The organism is Paenibacillus shirakamiensis, assembly GCF_017874255.1.
In the GTDB taxonomy this organism is placed as follows: Bacteria; Bacillota; Bacilli; order Paenibacillales; family Paenibacillaceae; genus Fontibacillus; species Fontibacillus shirakamiensis.
In genome coordinates, this window is sequence record NZ_JAGGLD010000012.1 from 21,438 (window position 1) to 39,935 (window position 18,498).

19 protein-coding genes and 2 riboswitches are annotated in these 18,498 nt (G+C 42.9%); of the genes, 13 read left to right on the forward strand and 6 right to left on the reverse strand.

Features of this window, described 5'->3' with window-relative positions; genetic code table 11:
* Nucleotides 1-133: 133 nt before the first annotated feature.
* The gene (locus J2Z69_RS18885) at nt 134-940 is read right to left on the reverse strand and encodes a class I SAM-dependent methyltransferase (RefSeq protein WP_209866358.1); all 807 of its coding nucleotides are present in this window, start codon (nt 938-940) and stop codon (nt 134-136) included.
* Between the two features lie 483 nt (nt 941-1,423).
* Nucleotides 1,424-1,870, reverse strand: a complete 447-nt coding sequence (locus J2Z69_RS18890) for a hypothetical protein (protein WP_209866361.1) — start codon at nt 1,868-1,870, stop codon at nt 1,424-1,426.
* Nucleotides 1,871-2,093: 223 nt separating this feature from the next.
* Between J2Z69_RS18890 and J2Z69_RS18895 the strand changes: the two genes are divergently transcribed.
* From J2Z69_RS18895 to J2Z69_RS18915, 5 genes are all read left to right on the forward strand, one after another.
* A complete protein-coding gene (locus J2Z69_RS18895; protein ID WP_209866364.1) occupies nt 2,094-4,160 on the forward strand; it encodes a transglycosylase domain-containing protein in 2,067 nt (688 codons plus the stop codon).
* 132 nt (nt 4,161-4,292) lie between these two features.
* Nucleotides 4,293-4,964 (forward strand): DNA-3-methyladenine glycosylase, encoded by a 672-nt coding sequence (locus J2Z69_RS18900; RefSeq protein WP_209866367.1) that lies wholly within the window; start codon nt 4,293-4,295, stop codon nt 4,962-4,964.
* Between the two features lie 177 nt (nt 4,965-5,141).
* A complete protein-coding gene (locus J2Z69_RS18905; protein WP_245339459.1) occupies nt 5,142-5,552 on the forward strand; it encodes an ArsR/SmtB family transcription factor in 411 nt (136 codons plus the stop codon).
* Nucleotides 5,545-7,818, forward strand: coding sequence for a heavy metal translocating P-type ATPase (locus J2Z69_RS18910; protein ID WP_209866369.1), 2,274 nt, complete (start codon nt 5,545-5,547; stop codon nt 7,816-7,818). Before J2Z69_RS18905 ends, J2Z69_RS18910 begins: the two co-directional genes overlap by 8 nt.
* A gap of 118 nt (nt 7,819-7,936) precedes the next feature.
* A complete protein-coding gene (locus tag J2Z69_RS18915; RefSeq protein ID WP_209866372.1) occupies nt 7,937-8,335 on the forward strand; it encodes an MmcQ/YjbR family DNA-binding protein in 399 nt (132 codons plus the stop codon).
* A 46-nt stretch (nt 8,336-8,381) separates the two neighbouring features.
* Here the strand turns inward: J2Z69_RS18915 and J2Z69_RS18920 are convergent, their stop codons facing one another.
* Nucleotides 8,382-8,897 carry a YwhD family protein gene (locus J2Z69_RS18920; RefSeq protein WP_209866375.1) on the reverse strand — a complete coding sequence of 172 codons (516 nt, stop codon included), beginning with the start codon at nt 8,895-8,897 and terminating at the stop codon, nt 8,382-8,384.
* Nucleotides 8,898-9,025: 128 nt separating this feature from the next.
* Between J2Z69_RS18920 and J2Z69_RS18925 the strand changes: the two genes are divergently transcribed.
* The 6 genes from J2Z69_RS18925 (at nt 9,026) to J2Z69_RS18950 (ending at nt 14,957) form a co-directional block, all read left to right on the forward strand.
* Nucleotides 9,026-11,002: a M1 family metallopeptidase gene (locus J2Z69_RS18925; protein WP_209866379.1), complete on the forward strand. Its 1,977-nt coding sequence runs from the start codon at nt 9,026-9,028 to the stop codon at nt 11,000-11,002.
* A 10-nt stretch (nt 11,003-11,012) separates the two neighbouring features.
* Nucleotides 11,013-11,828, forward strand: coding sequence for a hypothetical protein (locus J2Z69_RS18930; RefSeq protein ID WP_209866382.1), 816 nt, complete (start codon nt 11,013-11,015; stop codon nt 11,826-11,828).
* 223 nt (nt 11,829-12,051) lie between these two features.
* Nucleotides 12,052-12,191: riboswitch (cyclic di-AMP (ydaO/yuaA leader) on the forward strand.
* 5 nt (nt 12,192-12,196) lie between these two features.
* The gene (locus tag J2Z69_RS18935; protein WP_209866385.1) at nt 12,197-12,679 is read left to right on the forward strand and encodes a C40 family peptidase; all 483 of its coding nucleotides are present in this window, start codon (nt 12,197-12,199) and stop codon (nt 12,677-12,679) included.
* Nucleotides 12,680-13,056: 377 nt separating this feature from the next.
* Nucleotides 13,057-13,198: riboswitch (cyclic di-AMP (ydaO/yuaA leader) on the forward strand.
* Between the two features lie 4 nt (nt 13,199-13,202).
* Complete coding sequence (locus tag J2Z69_RS18940) at nt 13,203-13,676, forward strand: C40 family peptidase (protein WP_209866387.1); 474 nt, start codon at nt 13,203-13,205, stop codon at nt 13,674-13,676.
* 332 nt (nt 13,677-14,008) lie between these two features.
* Nucleotides 14,009-14,458, forward strand: a complete 450-nt coding sequence (locus J2Z69_RS18945; protein WP_209866457.1) for a GNAT family N-acetyltransferase — start codon at nt 14,009-14,011, stop codon at nt 14,456-14,458.
* Between the two features lie 142 nt (nt 14,459-14,600).
* Nucleotides 14,601-14,957 (forward strand): c-type cytochrome, encoded by a 357-nt coding sequence (locus J2Z69_RS18950; protein WP_209866391.1) that lies wholly within the window; start codon nt 14,601-14,603, stop codon nt 14,955-14,957.
* 169 nt (nt 14,958-15,126) lie between these two features.
* Here the strand turns inward: J2Z69_RS18950 and J2Z69_RS18955 are convergent, their stop codons facing one another.
* On the reverse strand, nt 15,127-15,420 hold the full coding sequence (locus J2Z69_RS18955; RefSeq protein ID WP_209866393.1) for a 4a-hydroxytetrahydrobiopterin dehydratase: 294 nt from the start codon (nt 15,418-15,420) through the stop codon (nt 15,127-15,129).
* A 177-nt stretch (nt 15,421-15,597) separates the two neighbouring features.
* Nucleotides 15,598-15,891, reverse strand: coding sequence for a hypothetical protein (locus tag J2Z69_RS18960; protein ID WP_209866396.1), 294 nt, complete (start codon nt 15,889-15,891; stop codon nt 15,598-15,600).
* A gap of 229 nt (nt 15,892-16,120) precedes the next feature.
* Between J2Z69_RS18960 and motA the strand changes: the two genes are divergently transcribed.
* On the forward strand, nt 16,121-16,924 hold the full coding sequence (gene motA / locus J2Z69_RS18965; RefSeq protein ID WP_209866398.1) for a flagellar motor stator protein MotA: 804 nt from the start codon (nt 16,121-16,123) through the stop codon (nt 16,922-16,924).
* Nucleotides 16,908-17,711 (forward strand): flagellar motor protein MotB, encoded by an 804-nt coding sequence (gene motB, locus J2Z69_RS18970; RefSeq protein ID WP_209866401.1) that lies wholly within the window; start codon nt 16,908-16,910, stop codon nt 17,709-17,711. The genes motA and motB overlap by 17 nt, the downstream gene beginning before the upstream one ends.
* Nucleotides 17,712-17,770: 59 nt before the next feature.
* Here motB and J2Z69_RS18975 read toward each other — a convergent pair whose 3' ends face one another.
* A complete protein-coding gene (locus tag J2Z69_RS18975; RefSeq protein ID WP_209866404.1) occupies nt 17,771-18,472 on the reverse strand; it encodes a pseudouridine synthase in 702 nt (233 codons plus the stop codon).
* Nucleotides 18,473-18,498 lie beyond the last annotated feature (26 nt).

Sequence of the window (18,498 nt, forward strand, 5' to 3'; positions counted from 1 at the left end):
AAAATTCATACCCTATATACAGGCCAAGAAGTATGCAACAACTAGAATGACCAGCAAGCTTTTTGAAATGTAGTCAACTCAACACTCTTCGTGTGAACAATCTCCATCATTTACCCGCACCGCTTCAATTCATTTAGAGCCGCTCTGCTACAATTGTGAATGTCTTGGGAATGCCTTTGTCGAATTGCTCTGAAGATTGGTTAGGTAACTCTTCTAGCTGCTTCATGAATAGACCTGTCTTGGCAATGGAAGTTACGATCTCCCCAAGATTCCATTTGCGTAAATATACTTTGTACGTACTGCTCTCTAATCCGCCTGACTCCAGATATTTATAGTAAGCCACTTCTTTTTCTTCTAATTCTGTACTGAAATAATCGCCACTAACTTTATGCTTTCTAATGTTGGCTGTCGTGCCTTTAGATGTAATTAATTTGGTAGAGACTGGGTGAAAATCTTGCAAAATCAAACGTCCTCCAGGCTTAAGCAGCCGCGATACCACTTCGAATAAAGGATGAAGATCCTCAAAATAATGCAGAATTCCATTTTCCATCATTACATAATCATATACGGGTCTAAGTTCGTCAGCGGGAAGATCTAGCACATCCGACACGATGTAATGAAGAGGAACCCCAGCTGCTTCTGCAAGAGCTAAAGCGTAACGTTCATTATCTTGTGAAAAGTCAGCTACAGCCACTTCAGCTCCAAGCAAAGCAAGGGCGACCGCCTTATTCCCATTAGAGCCCATTAGATTCATAATTCGTTTACCATCCAGACTACTATTCATATGTTTGTATAAGCTGCCTAACCTTTTGGCGGGGTCTGCTATTAGCTTCTGAGCCGCAACCTCAGGTGTCCCAAATCTCTTTACCCATGCCTCATATGTACCCGTATTCCAGACTTCTTTATGGAGTGTAACATTGTTGTTGTCTTGGTTGTCCATCCTCATATGCTCCTATCTTTGGTTACATTAGATGCCCTTATTATACGCTGAAAAAGTAACGTAAGCATCGAAGCTTTAATACGGGGTGCTAAAAGTTCCGAAAATCCATCTTCTCCTCTTCCCGCTTGCCCTAGTTCCCTTAGTTCTTACGTTCACCTTTGGAATAGCTCTGTCCTTTGAGCAAAGCTTGGTTCAACCAACTTAATAATAAAGTCCGACTAAATACATACTCTGTATCCAATCGATTATCCATTCGAATAAACGGAAACTTATTTTCTTTAAATAGACGGAACGGACTTATTTCTGCCCTTACCAGGTCTCTCATCTGTTGCTGGAATTTGTGACTTTATTCCTTGGGATATAATCAAACAGCCTAATTGCACTTTTTCCTAAAAAGTAACACTATATAACAAAAAAACTCCTATCCCAAAGGGTAGAAGTTCTTACGTTGTTATCCCGACTTATATTCTTCGTTGTCCCGAGTTATATTCTTCGTAATTCATGCCTTTTTTTCTTCCTAAAAAAATATAACAGCAGTACAGTTGCCCCGCCCATAATTACTAAAGTCCAAGGGATGTGCCCGCTAACCTTCGCAGCAGCTCCATTCGAATGGTCAAAAGTAGCCTTGAAAAATGTATGATCATCCGCTTTAATCGCGATTTCCTTGTTTTTGCTCGTGCCTTTAATGGAATAATAGGCAGTCCCCTTGGGATAGGAATTTGAGAAATTCCCACTATAATTGCCCTCTTCTGGAGAATGAAGCGTAACTTTGCCAATCTGATGATCCAGTAACTGTTCTTCTACCAGTTCTTCCGTCACTGTATATACTCCATCTGAGTAGGTCACGAAAGGATCAGTCCAACTTGCCGCAACACGTACTGATGGAATGATAAGGAACACCGCGAAAAGTAAGGTAACGATTTTGCCCATGCTTGCCTCCCTTAAAAGATACTTCCCTCCATCTGAATACTTAAATCGTAAGGAAGCTTGAATATATTATACACCAAGTTTCTCACTAACAGACCGGATTTGTTAGATCGTTCATGATAATTAGGCACTAGCTGTCATTTCCTTGGTTCATGCATGAATTAACCCAACCAAACTTTCCCATACTGATTCTATACATGCACCTACAACAAGGAGGCTGCTTATCATGCGCCGACACGCGAATGAGGAACACAAATCCCGGCGTGGTCTACGACTGCTCCTGAAGCTAACGCTAGGTTCCTTTCTGCTAGGGATATTAATCATAGGCATAGGACTACTCTATCTTGCAAGAACGCCCCTGCCCACTGCCGATTCTGATCGCAATTCCAAACTTTTGGATGCACATGGTGATGTTCTAGCTACGTTCTCATCGAATGCTAAGAACCGGACAGGTGTGAAATTAGAGCAGATTTCCCCATATCTTATCCAAGCCACTCTAGCCGTGGAAGATCGAAATTTTTATCATCATATCGGGTTTGATCTTCGAGGAATGGCTAGAGCTGCCCTGGTTAATGTGGAGCGATTAGATAAAGCACAAGGAGCTAGTACCCTTACGCAGCAACTTGCTCGAAATTTATACTTGAACCATGAGCGCACTTGGACGCGCAAGCTTAAAGAAGCAATGTATTCCGCACAACTAGAAATGAAATATAGCAAAAATGAAATTTTGCAGATGTATCTGAACGAAATCTACTATGGGCATGGTGCTTATGGTATTGAGGCAGCTGCCCAGATGTATTTTGGCAAATCCGCAAAATCGTTAACGCTTGGAGAAAGTGCGCTTTTAGCTGGTGTTCCTAAAGGCCCAACGTACTACTCCCCTTATAATTCTATGAAAAATGCTAAAGATCGTCAGAAGACCGTATTAGGTACGATGGTGGATACCCAAAATATTACACGCCAAGAAGCGAATGCGGCCTATGCTCAATTGCTAGATATCAAACCGTTATCTCAGCGAACAGCTGTAGATGAAGCTCCTTATTTCCGGGACTATATTCGTACAGTTGTTGTGAATCAGCTGGGGATCGATGAGAATCTATTGGACCACGGCGGACTTACCATCTACTCCACGCTCGATCGCCAGGCTCAACAAGCTGCAGAAAATGCTGTAACCGCTAATGCTGCTTCAAGCCCAGACTTGGAGGCGGCTCTAATCTCTATAGATCCGCGAACAGGCTATGTCAAAGCTTATGTAGGGGGAACCAGTTACACAAACAATCAATACAATCATGTTATGGCTCGTACGCGCCAACCGGGTTCCTCGTTCAAACCCATTATGTATTTGTCCGCTCTCTCATCGCTCAAAATGACGGAAGCTAGTGTGTTCAAAAGTGAGCCTACTATGTTCCATTATGATAATAACCGAAAAACTTATAGTCCTAGAAATTACGGGGAAAAATACCTCGGCGAAATCGACATGCGCCATGCCATAGCCGCTTCCGACAATATCTATGCCGTGAACACCTTGATGACTGTTGGTGCTGAGAACATCATCCAGATGGCGCGGAATATGGGTATAGACAGTCCGATGGAACCTGTTCCTTCCCTTGCCCTAGGAACCTCACCTGTGAGCCCCTTTGAGATGGCTTCAGCCTTTGCAGTAATAAGCAATCAAGGGAAGAGCGTAAAGCCTGTATCCATTCTCAAAATCACAGATGCCTCCGGGGATACTCTGTATCAGAATCCACCTCTCCCATCTACCCCACAGCAGATTGTGAGTCCAGCGGCTGCATATGTTATGACCCATTTGATGGAGAGTGTATTTGAGACAGGGGGTACAGGTAACCGAGTTTCTTCCGTCATGAAACGGCCTGTGGCAGGAAAGACCGGGACTACGAATACAGATGCTTGGCTGGTCGGATTTACGCCAGAGTTGTCTACGGCAGTATGGATTGGTTATGACAAAGGGAAGGCATTAGCGACCGCAGAATCTCGTAAGGCTGCCCCTATTTTTGCAGCCTTCACGGAAAAAGCGTTGGAGCAAGTTCCGCCTAAAATTTTTCCTATTCCAGACGGGGTGGTAAGTGTCTACGTAGATCCAGATTCAGGGAAGCTAGCTACCGCGGATTGTCCTATCAAACAACTCGAGGTGTTTATCAAGGGGACAGAACCCAAAGAATTATGCACCCTCCATACGCATGGAAAACCTGAGCCTATACCTGGAGAGCCTCCTGTAAATCCGAATCATGGATGGTGGAGCGACCTCAAGCGTTGGTGGATGAACAAACAATAATCACATTCCAGAGACTCTTCCTTTAATAGTACAGGAGGAGCCTTTTTCTTTGGGTACAGCTGGCGATTATAACGTTTCAACAATGGTTATATATGTATTTACAATCATTATATCCGTTCGGAGGTATTCTCTATGGATTCACATTCAAATGAATTACCCACATCCCTGTTCTCTCTTTCCGCCTTGGAGCTTGCCCCTCGTCTATTAGGACATACCTTAGTGCGACACACGGAAGCAGGTACTATACGATGCCGTATTGTAGAAACAGAGAGTTATGGGGGAATTGAAGACAAAGGAAGCCACGCTTTTGGTGGGCGCCACACTAGTCGGACCTCGATCATGTATGAACCCGGTGGTGTAGCTTACATCTACCTCATCTACGGGATGTATCATTGTTTGAATGTTGTAGCGGGAGCCCAAGACGATCCGCAAGCTGTACTCATTCGTGCCGTTGAGCCTCTTGATGAGATAGATCGAGTAATCATGAGTACATATCGAGATATTCCTACGGGGAAAAAAGCTCTGTTAAGCAATGGACCAGGTAAGTTATGCCGTGCACTACGTATTGATAGGTCCCTTAATGGCTATGATTTACGTAATACTCAAGGCCCCCTTTGGTTAGAGATTGGCGATGCTGAACAGAATTTCATTATTTCTGCGGCCCCACGTATTAATATTGCCTATGCCGAAGAATACGCGGACCTCCCTTGGCGATTTTATATCGAGGGAAATTCTTTTGTATCGGTAAAAGACAAACAACCAACCGCATTTGGAACGTTCATAGATATAGCATCTCAATATTAAAAATGATCATTATTGCAGTCTTAATATCTAATGAAACGAAATTCGTAAGGGTCAGGTCTTATAGACTAATTCACTAGTTTATATAAGATAAATTTATCCCTGTAACATTCAAATACATCTTTGAATATATAGATCACATAGCGTATACTAAACTCAAACATTATAAAGAACGTTTGAATGACTAGTGGAAAGGATGATTACTTGATGATTACCAAAACCGTAACACCCAACGATACTTGTGAAGTATTTTTTGAACATGAAGACATCACATCTAAACTTAAAGGCATTGTACAAGAAGAAGAGATTATGGGCATGGCTCAAATTTTTAAAGCATTATCCGATCCCATGCGTGTAAAGATTGCTTTTTTACTGGACCAAGGGAAGGAACTTTGCGTATGCGACATCGCCTCCTTGCTTGAATGTTCGGTAGCTACTGCATCCCATCATCTACGCCAGCTTAAGACTACGAACATTGCCAAATCACGCAAAGAAGGCAAGAACGTCTTTTACTCGTTAAAAGACCATCATATTCAGACGCTCATTGCGATGACGCTGGAGCACCAAAGGGAGAAAAACGATTATGAATAAGCCTAAAGACGCTTCTACCCCGCAATCTAAACTATCGACACAAGAACAAGGGAGTACTTCCTCTAGTCCAATAGAGTACCCCGTTCAAGGATTATCCTGTTCCAACTGTGCCCGAGAATTACAAGATGAAATCCGTAAACTGGATCATGGCCAAGATGCCTCGCTACATTATAACAGCGGCCGTCTAATCGTTCGTCCCGAAGTCGATATGGATAAGGTGCGCAAAATATTGAAAAGTGATGGCGCTTCGTTGCCTACTCTAGCCTCCTCCGCTTCCAGCAAGGCTTCCACTACAAAAGGAACGCACAACGACACCCACTCCCATACTCATACCGAAGGAGGAAAGGATCACGCTAACCACGATCATGGCGAAGAAGGTCATACGCACGAACACGGGGATGAAGACAATAAGCGCATTTTATGGTTATTAGGAACAGCTGCCGTTCTTTATTTAAGTACGTTCCTCTTAGGCGACCTCCTATCCCCTACAGTGCGAATCATTTTCTACATCGTCGCTATTGTCCTTAGTGGATATTCGACATTCTGGCGTGGACTTAAGAACTTGGTTCGTCTTAAATTCAACATGGATACACTGATGACCGTTGCTCTTGCTGGCGCCGTAGTCATCGGAGAATGGAAAGAAGCCACTCTAGTTGCTATTTTGTTTGGATTAAATGAATTGCTTGAAGGGTACGGCATGAGCCGGGCTCGTAAATCCATGGAATCCCTGCTTACTGCTGCTCCTAAACAAGCCGTCGTTATAAGGGGAGATCGTACCGAGACGATTGCTATTGAACAACTTCAAATCGGGGATATCGTGCAAGTTCGAGCAGGTGAGAAAATACCATCTGATGGAACGATCTCCGAAGGTCAAAGTGCAGTAAATGAAGCGGCCATCACTGGGGAATCCGTTCCAGTTGGTAAGAAACCTGGGGATACCGTATTTGGTGGTAGTGTCAATGCAGACGGTCTACTTAAAGTGAAGATAGAGAAGGAATATAAAGATTCCTCCTTATCAAAGATCATGCACCTCGTTCAAGAGGCACAAGATACGAAGACACCTACGGAACTGTTCATTGATAAGTTCGCAAGATATTATACTCCTGCCATTATGATCATTGCTGCCCTAGTGGTCCTTATTCCTCCCCTATTCTTTGGTGCTCCTTGGATGAAATGGGTCTACGAAGGTCTAGCTATTCTCATTGTCGGTTGCCCATGCGCCCTTGTCCTTTCCTCCCCGATAGCCTTGGTTAGTGGGATGACACGAGCTGCACGGAGCGGGATTCTCGTCAAAGGTGGCATTCACTTGGAGCAATTGGCCAAGATTAATGCCATCGCTTTTGATAAGACAGGAACGTTAACCGAAGGTCGCCCGGCTGTTATGGAAGAAGTGATCTATAATGAAGATAAATTTTATGCCATTACGGGTGCCATCGAGCAATCCTCCCTTCACCCTCTAGCCCAAGCCATCGTTCGACGTGCTAAGGAAAAAGGAATTCAAGATTTTGTAGAACCTAAAGATCTCAACACTATAGCAGGCCAAGGGATACAGGCTGAAGTAGGAGGCACGACTTACTGGGTGGGTAGTGAAGAAATTCTGAATCAGTTGACCGATGCTGAATCCGAACACTCCCGCATTCAAGAAGATCTGAAGCGACTAAAGGAAGCCGGCCTCACCCTTGTCCTTACTGCGGATCGTGATCACGTGCTTGGTATTGCAGGTCTTGCGGATAAAATCCGTCCTGAAAGTCCTGATGTCATTGCAAGGCTCCATGCTGCAGGCATTCAACACACGGTTATGCTAACGGGAGATCATGAAGGTACTGCGAAGGCTGTAGCCGCCAAGACTGGTGTTACCGATTGGTACGCAGGTCTGCTCCCTGAACAAAAAGTCGATCGAATTAAGGAACTGTCAAGTAAATGGAATACCGCAATGGTCGGAGATGGAATTAACGATGCTCCAGCACTAGCTACAGCCCAGCTTGGTATTGCCATGGGTAAAGGAACAGACAGTGCTGTTGAAACCGCAGATATTGTACTCATGCAAGATCATTTAGGTAAACTACCTACGGTTATCAAAATCGCTCGTCAAGCCAACCGCATTATCAAGTGGAACATCGGTATCAGCCTAGGGCTCAAAATTATTGCACTGTTACTCACCCTTCCTGGGTTGCTCACCCTGTGGATTGCGGTGATGTCTGATATGGGAGCTACAATTGTAGTGACCTTACTCGGCCTTACAATTCTACTAGGTAAGGATAAATAAAAAAACAAAAGGTGCTTTTCCTTGTTTTATGGGAGAGTACCTTTTGTTTTTTTTATTTAAACTATATTACAATAGAATAAAAATAGGATATTATTTCCTTTAGAGGTGATATTAAAAGATGAATCATGACCAACTAACCCATCTTGCTTTAAGTTATCCCGGCACGCAGTTAAAGTATCCTTTTGATCCCGATCTCCCTGTCTTCTATGTAGGAAGCAAAATGTTCGCTTTGTTGGGTCATCAGGAAGGATTCCCTAGTGTTAACTTAAAGACCACTCCTGAAGAAGCTTGGATGTTACGAGAAGCTTATCCAGGTACAGTGCTCCCTGGTTACCATATGAACAAACAACATTGGAACACCATCCTACTAAACGGCAAGGTTCCCTCTGACATCTTAGTTGGTATGCTTGAAGATTCATATAGACTCGTCTTTGCCAATCTTCGCAAATCAGAACGTGAAACGATTCGCCCCTCTATTCCTGTAGCAGCCCAAGCGCAAGAGGAGTGGCATGACTAAAATAAAAAAGGCGGCCTTCTCTTGGTTGAGAAGGCCGCCTTTACTATTAAGATTCGAGTGCTGACTTCATTTCATCAGAAGAGCGATTCCACCATTCTTCATTATGAGAGACTAACAATGTACGCAGCGCCTGCTTGTCAACTGGTCCTAGCTCACTCAACATAACGCGCCTTTTGATTGCATAATCCAATTTGTTTACATGATCCGCAAGGATCTTCCATCCCCGCTTGGCTTCTGTATCAATCCACATCTCACAGGCTGTAGCTCCGCCATATAGCTGACCTTCAGGCGTTCGATCAACAGCAACCCATACAAGCCACACTTGTCTTCCATTGGGTACGTCTTCTTTGTTGGCCGAAAATTTAATACCTCGCTCCACTTTGCTCTTCGCATGCATTGCTCCAACGTCAATCTTCGCTTCTCCCCCATCAATGATGATTGGAGATACACTATTCAGATCAATACTCCCTGCGCCAAATCCTTTGTGCTTGGAACTCTTCTCACTACTACTAATGATATTTAAGGCAATGGGCTTCTTGCCAGTCGGTTTTGCGTTATCCATAATTACCTCCGCTTTAAAGCCGCCATATTTAGGGGCTCAGATATCTTATATTTAATTTTAACTAATAATCTCTCAGATGCAAACATATACATGCTGTAGATGCTTGTCAACGGGAGGTATCCACAGTAATGAGTCGATTTCGCAATTCAATAGTTCTCACCCTGATATTAACTGTATCTCTAGTGGGAGGAGCACTCTGGCTTACTCCACAACATGAACCTGTAGCTGTATCTTCTCTTGCCGAAGAAGGGGGCAAGCTCCCGCTTGTCCAAAGCCCGGCTCCCTCCGAAGGTCTACGTAGTACAAGTTCAGAACAACTCAGTGAGCGTGTATCAGAATATCATATTGATGTGAATCTTAACGAGCAGGATCAGACACTTTCAGGTAGCGAGAGCGTAACTTGGAACAATCCAGGTAGAAAAGCAGTGAATGAATTATATTTTCACCTCTACCCGAATGCTTTTGAATCCAAGAACAGCACATTTCTCTTAGAATCAGGTGGCAAACTCCGAGAAGACAGCATGCCCAAAGACGGATGGGGTTCTATGGACCTGACCGAAATTCGGACAACCGAGGGGACCTCTCTCCTGCACCGATTGGAGTATGTGCAACCTGACGATGGGAACATTAAAGACCGCACTCTGGTAAAAGTTCGTCTACCTCGCGCCGTAAGCGCCGGTGAAAGTATCACCCTGCGCATCAACTTCAAAGTAAAACTACCCAAAATATTCGCACGTATGGGCACCGCTGGTTCGTTTGTCATGGCGGGCCAGTGGTTCCCCAAACTTAGTGTATATGAGCCTGTAGGCACGCGTGGGCGCACCACAGAAGGCTGGAATCTTCATCAATACCATGGGAATTCGGAGTTCTACTCAGATTTTGGAATTTTCAGTGTCCGCATTAACGTTCCTAGCTCTTATATCATCGCTGCTACAGGATTTCCAATCAAGACGCCCGTTACCCGTGACGATCGGAAGACCTATCAATTTTATGCAGATGATGTTCATGACTTTGCTTGGGCAGGCTCCCCAAACTTCGTCTATGCGGAAGAACCCTTTTCATCCCCTGGCGTTCCAGGCGTACGCATCAAGCTATATTTAGATCCTTTACATAAGGATCTGAAAGACCGGTATTTCTTCGCCGCCAAATCCGCACTGTCCGCTTATAGCAAAGCTTATGGAAGCTATCCCTACTCCACGCTTTCCATTGTCGTACCGCCTTCAGCGGGCAATGGTGCAGGAGGAATGGAATATCCGACACTCGTCACCGCGTTTGGAGCTACAAATAACTCCCCCGGGTATGAGCTTGAGCGTACCGTAGTCCACGAGATCGGCCACCAATATTTCTACGGGATGGTTGCCAGCAATGAATTTGAGGAACCTTGGCTGGATGAAGCTTTTACTTCCTATGCCGAGGACAAGGTGATGGAGCAAGCCTACGGAGTTATCCCGAATCTTCCTATTCAATCAAGTTTCATAACAAATCCCATGCCACTGAATAAAGAAGCTTGGAAATACGGAAATCAAAATACTTATGCCCAAAATGTCTATACTCGCGGGAAACTCGTTCTACTCGGAATCGAGAAGCAAGTCGGAGTCTTTACGATGAAAAAGATTCTAGCCCGTTACGCTGAAAGGTATCGCTTCAGACATCCGACTACTACAGATTTTCAGCAAGTAGTGGAGCAAGTTACTCATAAGCCTTGGAAAGACTATTTCGATCAGTATGTATATGACGGTCGCATGGCCAACTATTCCGTCGATCAGATCAGTGTTATACCTAATATCAGATCAGGGGGATACGATTCTACGGTTAAGATCAGCCGTCTAGGTGGAACCCTCCCGCGTGTTCCTATCGTTTTTGCTTTCAAGGATGGACATGTAATTCGAAAAGAATGGAACGGTGAAGAGAGTCAGGTTGTATATAAACTTACCTATAAACAACCTTTAGCTTGGGCCATGATTGATCCAGCCTACAGCCTCGTTCTAGAGAACAAACATATTAACAACTACCTAAAAGCCAAAGTCGAGGAAAAGACAGGCACCCGGTGGAATCTGAGCATCTCCAAAGTGCTGGAATCAGCCCTTGGATTGCTATCATGGTGAGGTGAAAGGGATGAATTCTATACGTAAGGGGTGGGAAAGCACCCGACATCAAATTCCCGTGGTTATTATTCTATTTCTGTATCAATTGCTATGGGGAGTATTCCTTTACCGTCTCGTTCAGTCCGCCGTCATTCCCTTGCTTCAACGTTATCCCGATCCAGCTCCCAGCCAACTTAGTAAAATGTTATTCTTAGTCGAAGGACAAATCGAACTTAAGAACAGCCCGGATGTCCATACTTATTTATGGTTACTAGGAGGAATGTTTGCCCTTCGTCTCTTTCTGACTCCTTTTATAGATGCAGGGATTCTGTACGGACTTCAGCCGAATCAGAAGGATGGAGCAGGGCTTGTATTTTTTCAGGGAATTCGCTATTTTGGGAAGCCTGTATTTCTTTTCTACATCTTGGAACTTATCTTGATCCTATTCCCTGCCTACTGGCTTGTGCCCAAGATCTTAGAACTTATAATTAACGGAATGCAGACCGGTACAGATCCTCTTATCTACGCAGGATTTTATATAGTGGCATGGATTATATATGGATATTTTGTTCATCAGCTTCTTTTATATATAAAATTTGGCTATATTTATCGGTCGAGCATATCTTTATCCTTCTATATTGTCTGTAGACATATCTTAAAAGTTATAGGTATCTCTCTTTTTTTAGGCTTCATTACCCTTATCCTTTTTGGAATATTCACTAGCATATCTTGGATTTGGACAGGTATGGTCGCTCTTATTCTGCAACAAACCTATCCCTTTCTACGAACTCTTCTCAGTATTTGGCACACCGCTTCTCAATACCAACTATGGAATGAAGAGAAATAAATACTATAACAGTCTCTAAAAAACCCATACCTAAAGGCCTTTCGATAGACGAAGGCCTTTTTTTTCGTTATATAACAAGTTAAATCTTGTAAATTAACCATTGCCAAAAGTTCCCTACCTTGCTACAATGGACACAGATTTTAGAGTAACAACTTTGTAATTATTTTTAATAACTAAGCAGGAAATTCGACAGCCATGTCGTATATGTATATAGGTGCAAAAAAATGATTATAAGCCGAATCCCTGACACCTAGGGAACGGGGGAACCAGTTATGGGTGAATTGATCTTGCAACAGAGGGATCATAGGGTACCTTTCAACCCGAATCCTTAAGCTAACCTCGCAGGCATCGGAAGGGGTCTATCGCTTTTGAAGAAGAAATTAACAGCAGTAGCAGTTACTATGTCCATTTTATTCACATTAGGAGCAGGAAGCGCATTCGCTGATTCCAAACTCGACAAAGTAGTGGACCGCGTAATTGGAACAGATTATAAGTCAGGTGGAACTTCCACCAATGGATTTGATTGTTCTGGTTTTACTCAGTATGTATTTGCTAAATTAGGAATAGACCTTCCTCACCAATCCGGATCCCAATTCAGAATGGGTTCATCCGTATCAAAAGGTGATTTGAAAGCCGGGGATTTAGTATTTTTCAATACCTTAGGTAGTGGCGTGTCTCATGTTGGAGTCTTCGTTGGAGATGGCAAGTTCGCACATGCTTCTTCTTCAAAAGGAGTAACCATTAGCAAACTCAGTGATAGCTATTATACGAACCGTTATGTTGGAGCTAAACGTATTTTGAGCAATGAAGCCTTTCAATCGGTCGCTGATTCAAGTGACGATGTAGAGTAACTTATTAATTCATTCCCTTATATTGCTTGACCCGTAGAGATTCTTGCCGGAATCCTTGCTGCGGGTCTTTCTTTTTGTGTAAATCTTCTTATTATTTATTACCCTATTCGATTGGTTCTAAACGTAATTATATGTTGTTCTGACAAAAATAGTGAAAAACAACCTTGCCAAAGCTTGGTCGCTTTGATACAATGATCAAGAATTTAGTAACAAGTTTGTAATCATTGTCGTTATTTGTCGGAGCGTATCAAAAACTGTCAAGGATTCCCGCAGAAACCATGCAGTATTTTAGAAACGCTGGGTCCTGAAATCTAATTCTATGAAGATTCTGATGAACGAATAGGATAATTTAGAATTTCAGTACGGGTGCAACAAACCAAAAAAACAAGCCGAATTCCCACGCACCTGGGAAACGGGGGAACCAGTTATGGGTGAATTGATCTTCGATATACGGAAGGATCATAGGGAACCTTCAACCGAATCCTTAAGCTAACCTCGCAGGCCTTGGAAGGAGTTACACAACTTGAGAAAGAAACTTGCAGCAGCCGCAACGAGCTTGGCAATCTTATTCACGATGGGAACAGGGAGCGCTTTTGCTGATTCCACCCTCACGCATGCCGTGAAAAGTGTATATGGAACGCCATATAAAACCGGAGGCACAACTTCCCGCGGTTTTGATTGTTCTGGATTTACGTCTTTTGTGTTTAAGAAAATGGGTGTAAGTCTTGCCCGTCAGTCAAAAGCACAATTCAAACAAGGTTCACCCGTTATGGCTAGAGGTCAATTGAAGGCCGGAGATTTGGTATTCTTCAATACTTTAGGTAATGGTGTATCCCATGTAGGGGTTTACGTCGGAAACGGCCAATTTGCACACGCCTCTTCTTCTAAGGGCATTCACATTGACCGTCTTAGTAACACCTATTTTAACAAACGCTATGTTGGAGCCAAACGTATTTTGAGCAAAGCCGGATACAAAAAATATGCAGTGAATCTATAAATCCATTCCCTTAAATGGATTACTCTCTCTTGTCTTAATTAAGCCGTACGATTCTTGCCGGAATCGATACGGTCTTTTTTATATCTATATCTAGTAGAACGTAAAATTCATTCAAAAGGTTTCACTAATTTGTATGATACTAATTCCATATATTTCTTATAATTATGTTTACCCGCTTTATGGACGATGAAACAGTCATAATCATATTTTTTTAATTTATTTATTTTTTGAATGAAGCTATAATATCTCGGAATGTAGAATAGAAATATAATAGAATTAGGGGGGCAGTACACGTGACTTCACCATCAACCTCAGAGTTCATTGTTGAACCTATGACTGCATTACAAGCTAAAGAAATATGCGGTTGGATCTACGAACCACCTTATGATATATATGGATGGCTCCCTTGGGAAGAGATGCAAGCTTTGGATATAGAATTTGGTGACCCCGATATTCGGATGAAGCAATATATATCCATTTTGTCCACTGAAGGAGAATTGTGTGGATTCAGTCAGATTTTCCCGTTACAAGGAGTCCTGCGTCTCGGTCTTGGCATGAAGCCTGATTGGTGCGGGCGAGGCATGGGTAAAAATTTTGTACAGACGGTTACCCAAGAAGCACGAAGACGTAATCCTCATGCAGAAATTGATTTAGAAGTATCTACCTGGAACGAGAGAGCAATTCGCGTCTATGAGAAAGCCGGCTTCCAAATCACGGATAGTTATGAACTTCGTACAGCAGAGGGACTGAAGTCATTTTATTGTATGGTCTATCAACCATAATTCCATTTAAAAGAAATTGAAAGCGATTAATTTGGTCTAAAATGTCAATAAAATGTTTCTTTTTTTTGTCACAAATGCTATGATCATGCGGTATGTTCCGCTATAATAATACTAGTTAGCTTACATAGGAGGAACGATTGAAATGCAAAAATGGATCATGAGCGGTTTATTGTTTATTGCTTGTGCCTTTGCTATCGTGCTCATTTTCACCTTACCCGGTAAAGAAGAGGTTGCACAGGATGCAAAGCCAACCATGCCTAAGGTAACATTGAATGCCTCGGCTGCGGAAGCTACGATGAAGGCCAACTGTATTTCATGTCACGGAGATCAGCTAGAAGGTAAAATTGGTCCTAATCTACAAAAAATTGGTGGCCAGTTAACAGATGAGCAAATTTTCACAACTATCACTAAGGGGAATGGTAACATGCCTTCCTTCAAAGACAAGTTAAAACCTGAAGAGATCGCTAACGTGGCGATGTTCCTTGCTGCAAAGAAATAATTTATAATTTTATGTAAAATAAAAGCACGTCCCTATTCCTTTTACAGGATATGGACGTGCTTTTATTTTACATATATCCAGATTCGATAGAAGTGAACTTTAACCTAGCATCATCACATCAAAGTAATGAAGTCTGAGGCCGTCACCCTACTGCTTTAGTATGAATCCTTCATCCTCGGGCTTTATCAAAAGCTTCGTTGTATTGCGCCGCTTCCTTGATATCTATACCCGTAATTCCACCGACCTCCCAAGAAGTCAGCCGAAGCGTTACGGTACGATGATCAATAGTAATGAAAGGATGATGGTTAAATGCCTCAGAGATTGCTGCAACCTCATCGACAAAGGCAATTCCTTTCATGAAGCTAGAGAACGTGAATTTACGAATAATCCAGCGCTCCTCTTCCATCTCCCACCCTTCCAACTGTTCTAAGTGTACTTCCACTTCTTGTGGCGTAAATGGCATGTTTTTCGTTCCTCCTGTTCTCAACAACACCATTGAAATGGTCTATGTACATGAATAAAGCCATCTGGCATCTTATTTATGTTGCCCTGTCCCTTACTCATTGAACCATGAATAAGGGGTTCTCAGGCTATATTAACATGCCAAATAGCCGAAATCCACATTTGCCCCTTTACCCTATTACACAAGTAGGACTGAACTAATCTCAGACTCTCCAATTAACACATGGATTCGGTGCTGATTACTGTCATGTTGAACAATCCCGCTTCCAACTGTGATTTGAGGCTCTGTTCCTAGCCCGTAGAATAAGTCCTCTGCTAAGGCTTCTAATACCTCGTGGCGATCCTCATCATTCAGGCGTTCCCAATCCTCCGTCTCCATTTCGAAGAATACATAACTATCTGGAATCAGTCCTACAGCTGATGTAAGTTCAGCCAAAATCTGATCATATTCCCTTGCATGTTTAACTCCCATAGTTGTCTCCGCCTTCCTTCGTCTTCATCTTAGAACCAATGTTTACATTATAACTGAAAATACTACTTAAAAAAAAAGGGTTTTATGTCGATAACAAGGATATCACGTTTCTTGCAGAATATGCGTGTATGGTTCCTTATTCTGAATGAAGCAACTAGACGTCTCATAGGAAGGATACCGAAGAGGCGGTACCAATGAATTGAATCTATCTCATGGACGAGGTGTATGCATGGAAATTTCAACACTGATAGGTCTAATTCTTGGCCTTGGCGCTGTATTAGTCGGTATGTTATTAAAAGGCGCGCCCCTTATCAATTTGGTCAATAACCCCGCCGCTTATATTATTATCTTTGTGGGTACAGCAGCATCCATCTTTATTGCATTCCCCATTTCAGAACTAAAGAAGTTTCCCAAGTTATTGAAACTTCTGTTCGTCAAACCACAAATGATAACCAAGCCAGAACTCATTACTTTATTTATGGAATGGGCTTCCATTACACGTAGAGAAGGACTGTTAGCTCTTGAGAGCCGTGTTGAAGAGATCGATGATAACTTTCTTCGCGGGGGTATGCGTATGATTATTGATGGAAATGATCAAGAATTTGTTCGGGATGTTCTCGCAGAAGATATTGCAGCTACAGAAGAACGTCATCGTGCAGGTGCCCTTATCTTTTCTCAAGCTGGAATGTATGCTCCAACCCTCGGGGTACTCGGGGCTGTTATCGGTCTAATTGCTGCCCTTGCGGATATGACCAACATGGAGAAGCTAGGTCATGCGATTGCAGCTGCATTTGTAGCTACTCTCCTCGGTATCTTTACAGGATACGTATTATGGCATCCCATCGCTACCAAGCTAAAACGCTTATCTAAACGTGAGATTGAAATTCGCCTAATGATGGTCGAAGGTCTCCTCTCCATTCAATCCGGTGTCTCTACTATTGCCATTCAGCAAAAGCTGGCAGTCTTCTTAACTCCTACTGAGCGAGCAAGACTCCAGGAGAAGGAGGGTTCTGACGGTGAGCAAAAAGACTAGACATGAACCCCATGAGGAGCATGCAGATGAAAGTTGGCTGATTCCTTATGCAGACTTGCTAACTTTGCTACTTGCCCTGTTTATCGTACTCTATGGTATGAGTTCCACCGATGCGAAAAAGTTTGAAGATATGAGCAAGGCATTTAGCGTAGCATTAAATGGGGGCTCCGGTGTACTTGACCATTCATCTATTGATGGCAGTACTAAGAATACTCCTCAGGAAAATGAAATTGATCCAAGCTCGAGCAAAAATATTTCTAAATCTAGAAGCCAGCTTGTCCGTCAAGAGCAGATAGACTTAGAGAAGCTAAAACAACGCATGGATCAATATATCAAATCAAATGGTCTGTCCGCCCAACTGAACACCAAGCTGAATCAATCCCAACTAACAATTACGATCAGTGATCAGGCGCTATTTGCTTCAGGGCTCGCTGTCGTAAAGCCGGAGTCTCAGCAATTAGGCATAGCTATCTCCAAGATGCTAGAGAGTTTCCCAGACTACGATATTGTCGTATCGGGACACACGGATAATATACCTATTGATAACTATCAATTTTCTTCAAACTGGGATCTAAGTTCCAGTAGAGCCTTGAATTTCATGAAAATTTTGTTGTCTGATGGAAAGCTAGACCCAAGAAAATTTGTAAATACAGGTTTCGGAGAATATCATCCTATTGCTCCCAATGATACCGAGGCGGGCCGCGCTAAAAATCGGCGTGTTGAAGTGTCTGTCATCCGTAAATATCAAAACGAAACAGCCGCGCAGACCGTTTCTGTTGCCAAATAAGTCAAAAGGCGACCGTACAGTGAATTCACTGTTACGAGTCGCCTTTTTCATAGTCTGAACTACTGTAAAGTATAATTTAGCTCTGCTCCAAGCTTCTGCTTCTCATCTAAGGTCAATTCCCGCCATGTTCCTTTAGCTTGCTCACCTAGATGTATATTCATAATACGAATGCGTTGTAATTTTCTTACCTCGTAGCCTAGAGCACTGCACATTCTACGAATCTGACGGTTTTTCCCCTCTGTGAGAACAATACGAAAAACGCGATCGCCCACTCGTGTAACTTCACAGGGAAGCGTCATCTCTCCTAAGATCTTCACTCCTTCGCTCATCGCCTTAACAAAAGATGAAGTCAGCGTTCGATCTACAGTTACGATATACTCCTTCTCATGTCTGCCTTCAGCACGAAGAATACGATTGACAATGTCTCCATCATTCGTCATGAGAATAAGTCCCTCAGAGTCCTTATCTAATCTTCCAATGGGAAATATTCGCTTCGAGTGTCCCACAAAATCAACAATATTCCCTTTGATATGAGTTTCTGTTGTACTAGTAATACCTGCTGGCTTGTATAGAGCAAGATACACATGCTGCTCTTGGCTGTTCAGCGGTTGTCCGTTAACTACAACATGATCCCCCTCTTCAGCTTGGCTTCCAAGCACTGCAACTACACCATTAATTGTAACTTTCCCTGCATCCACTAGCTTATCGGCTTCTCTTCTGGAGCAGAAGCCTGATTCGCTGATAAACTTATTTATCCGCATATGATTACACCTCTTCTATACGCCTA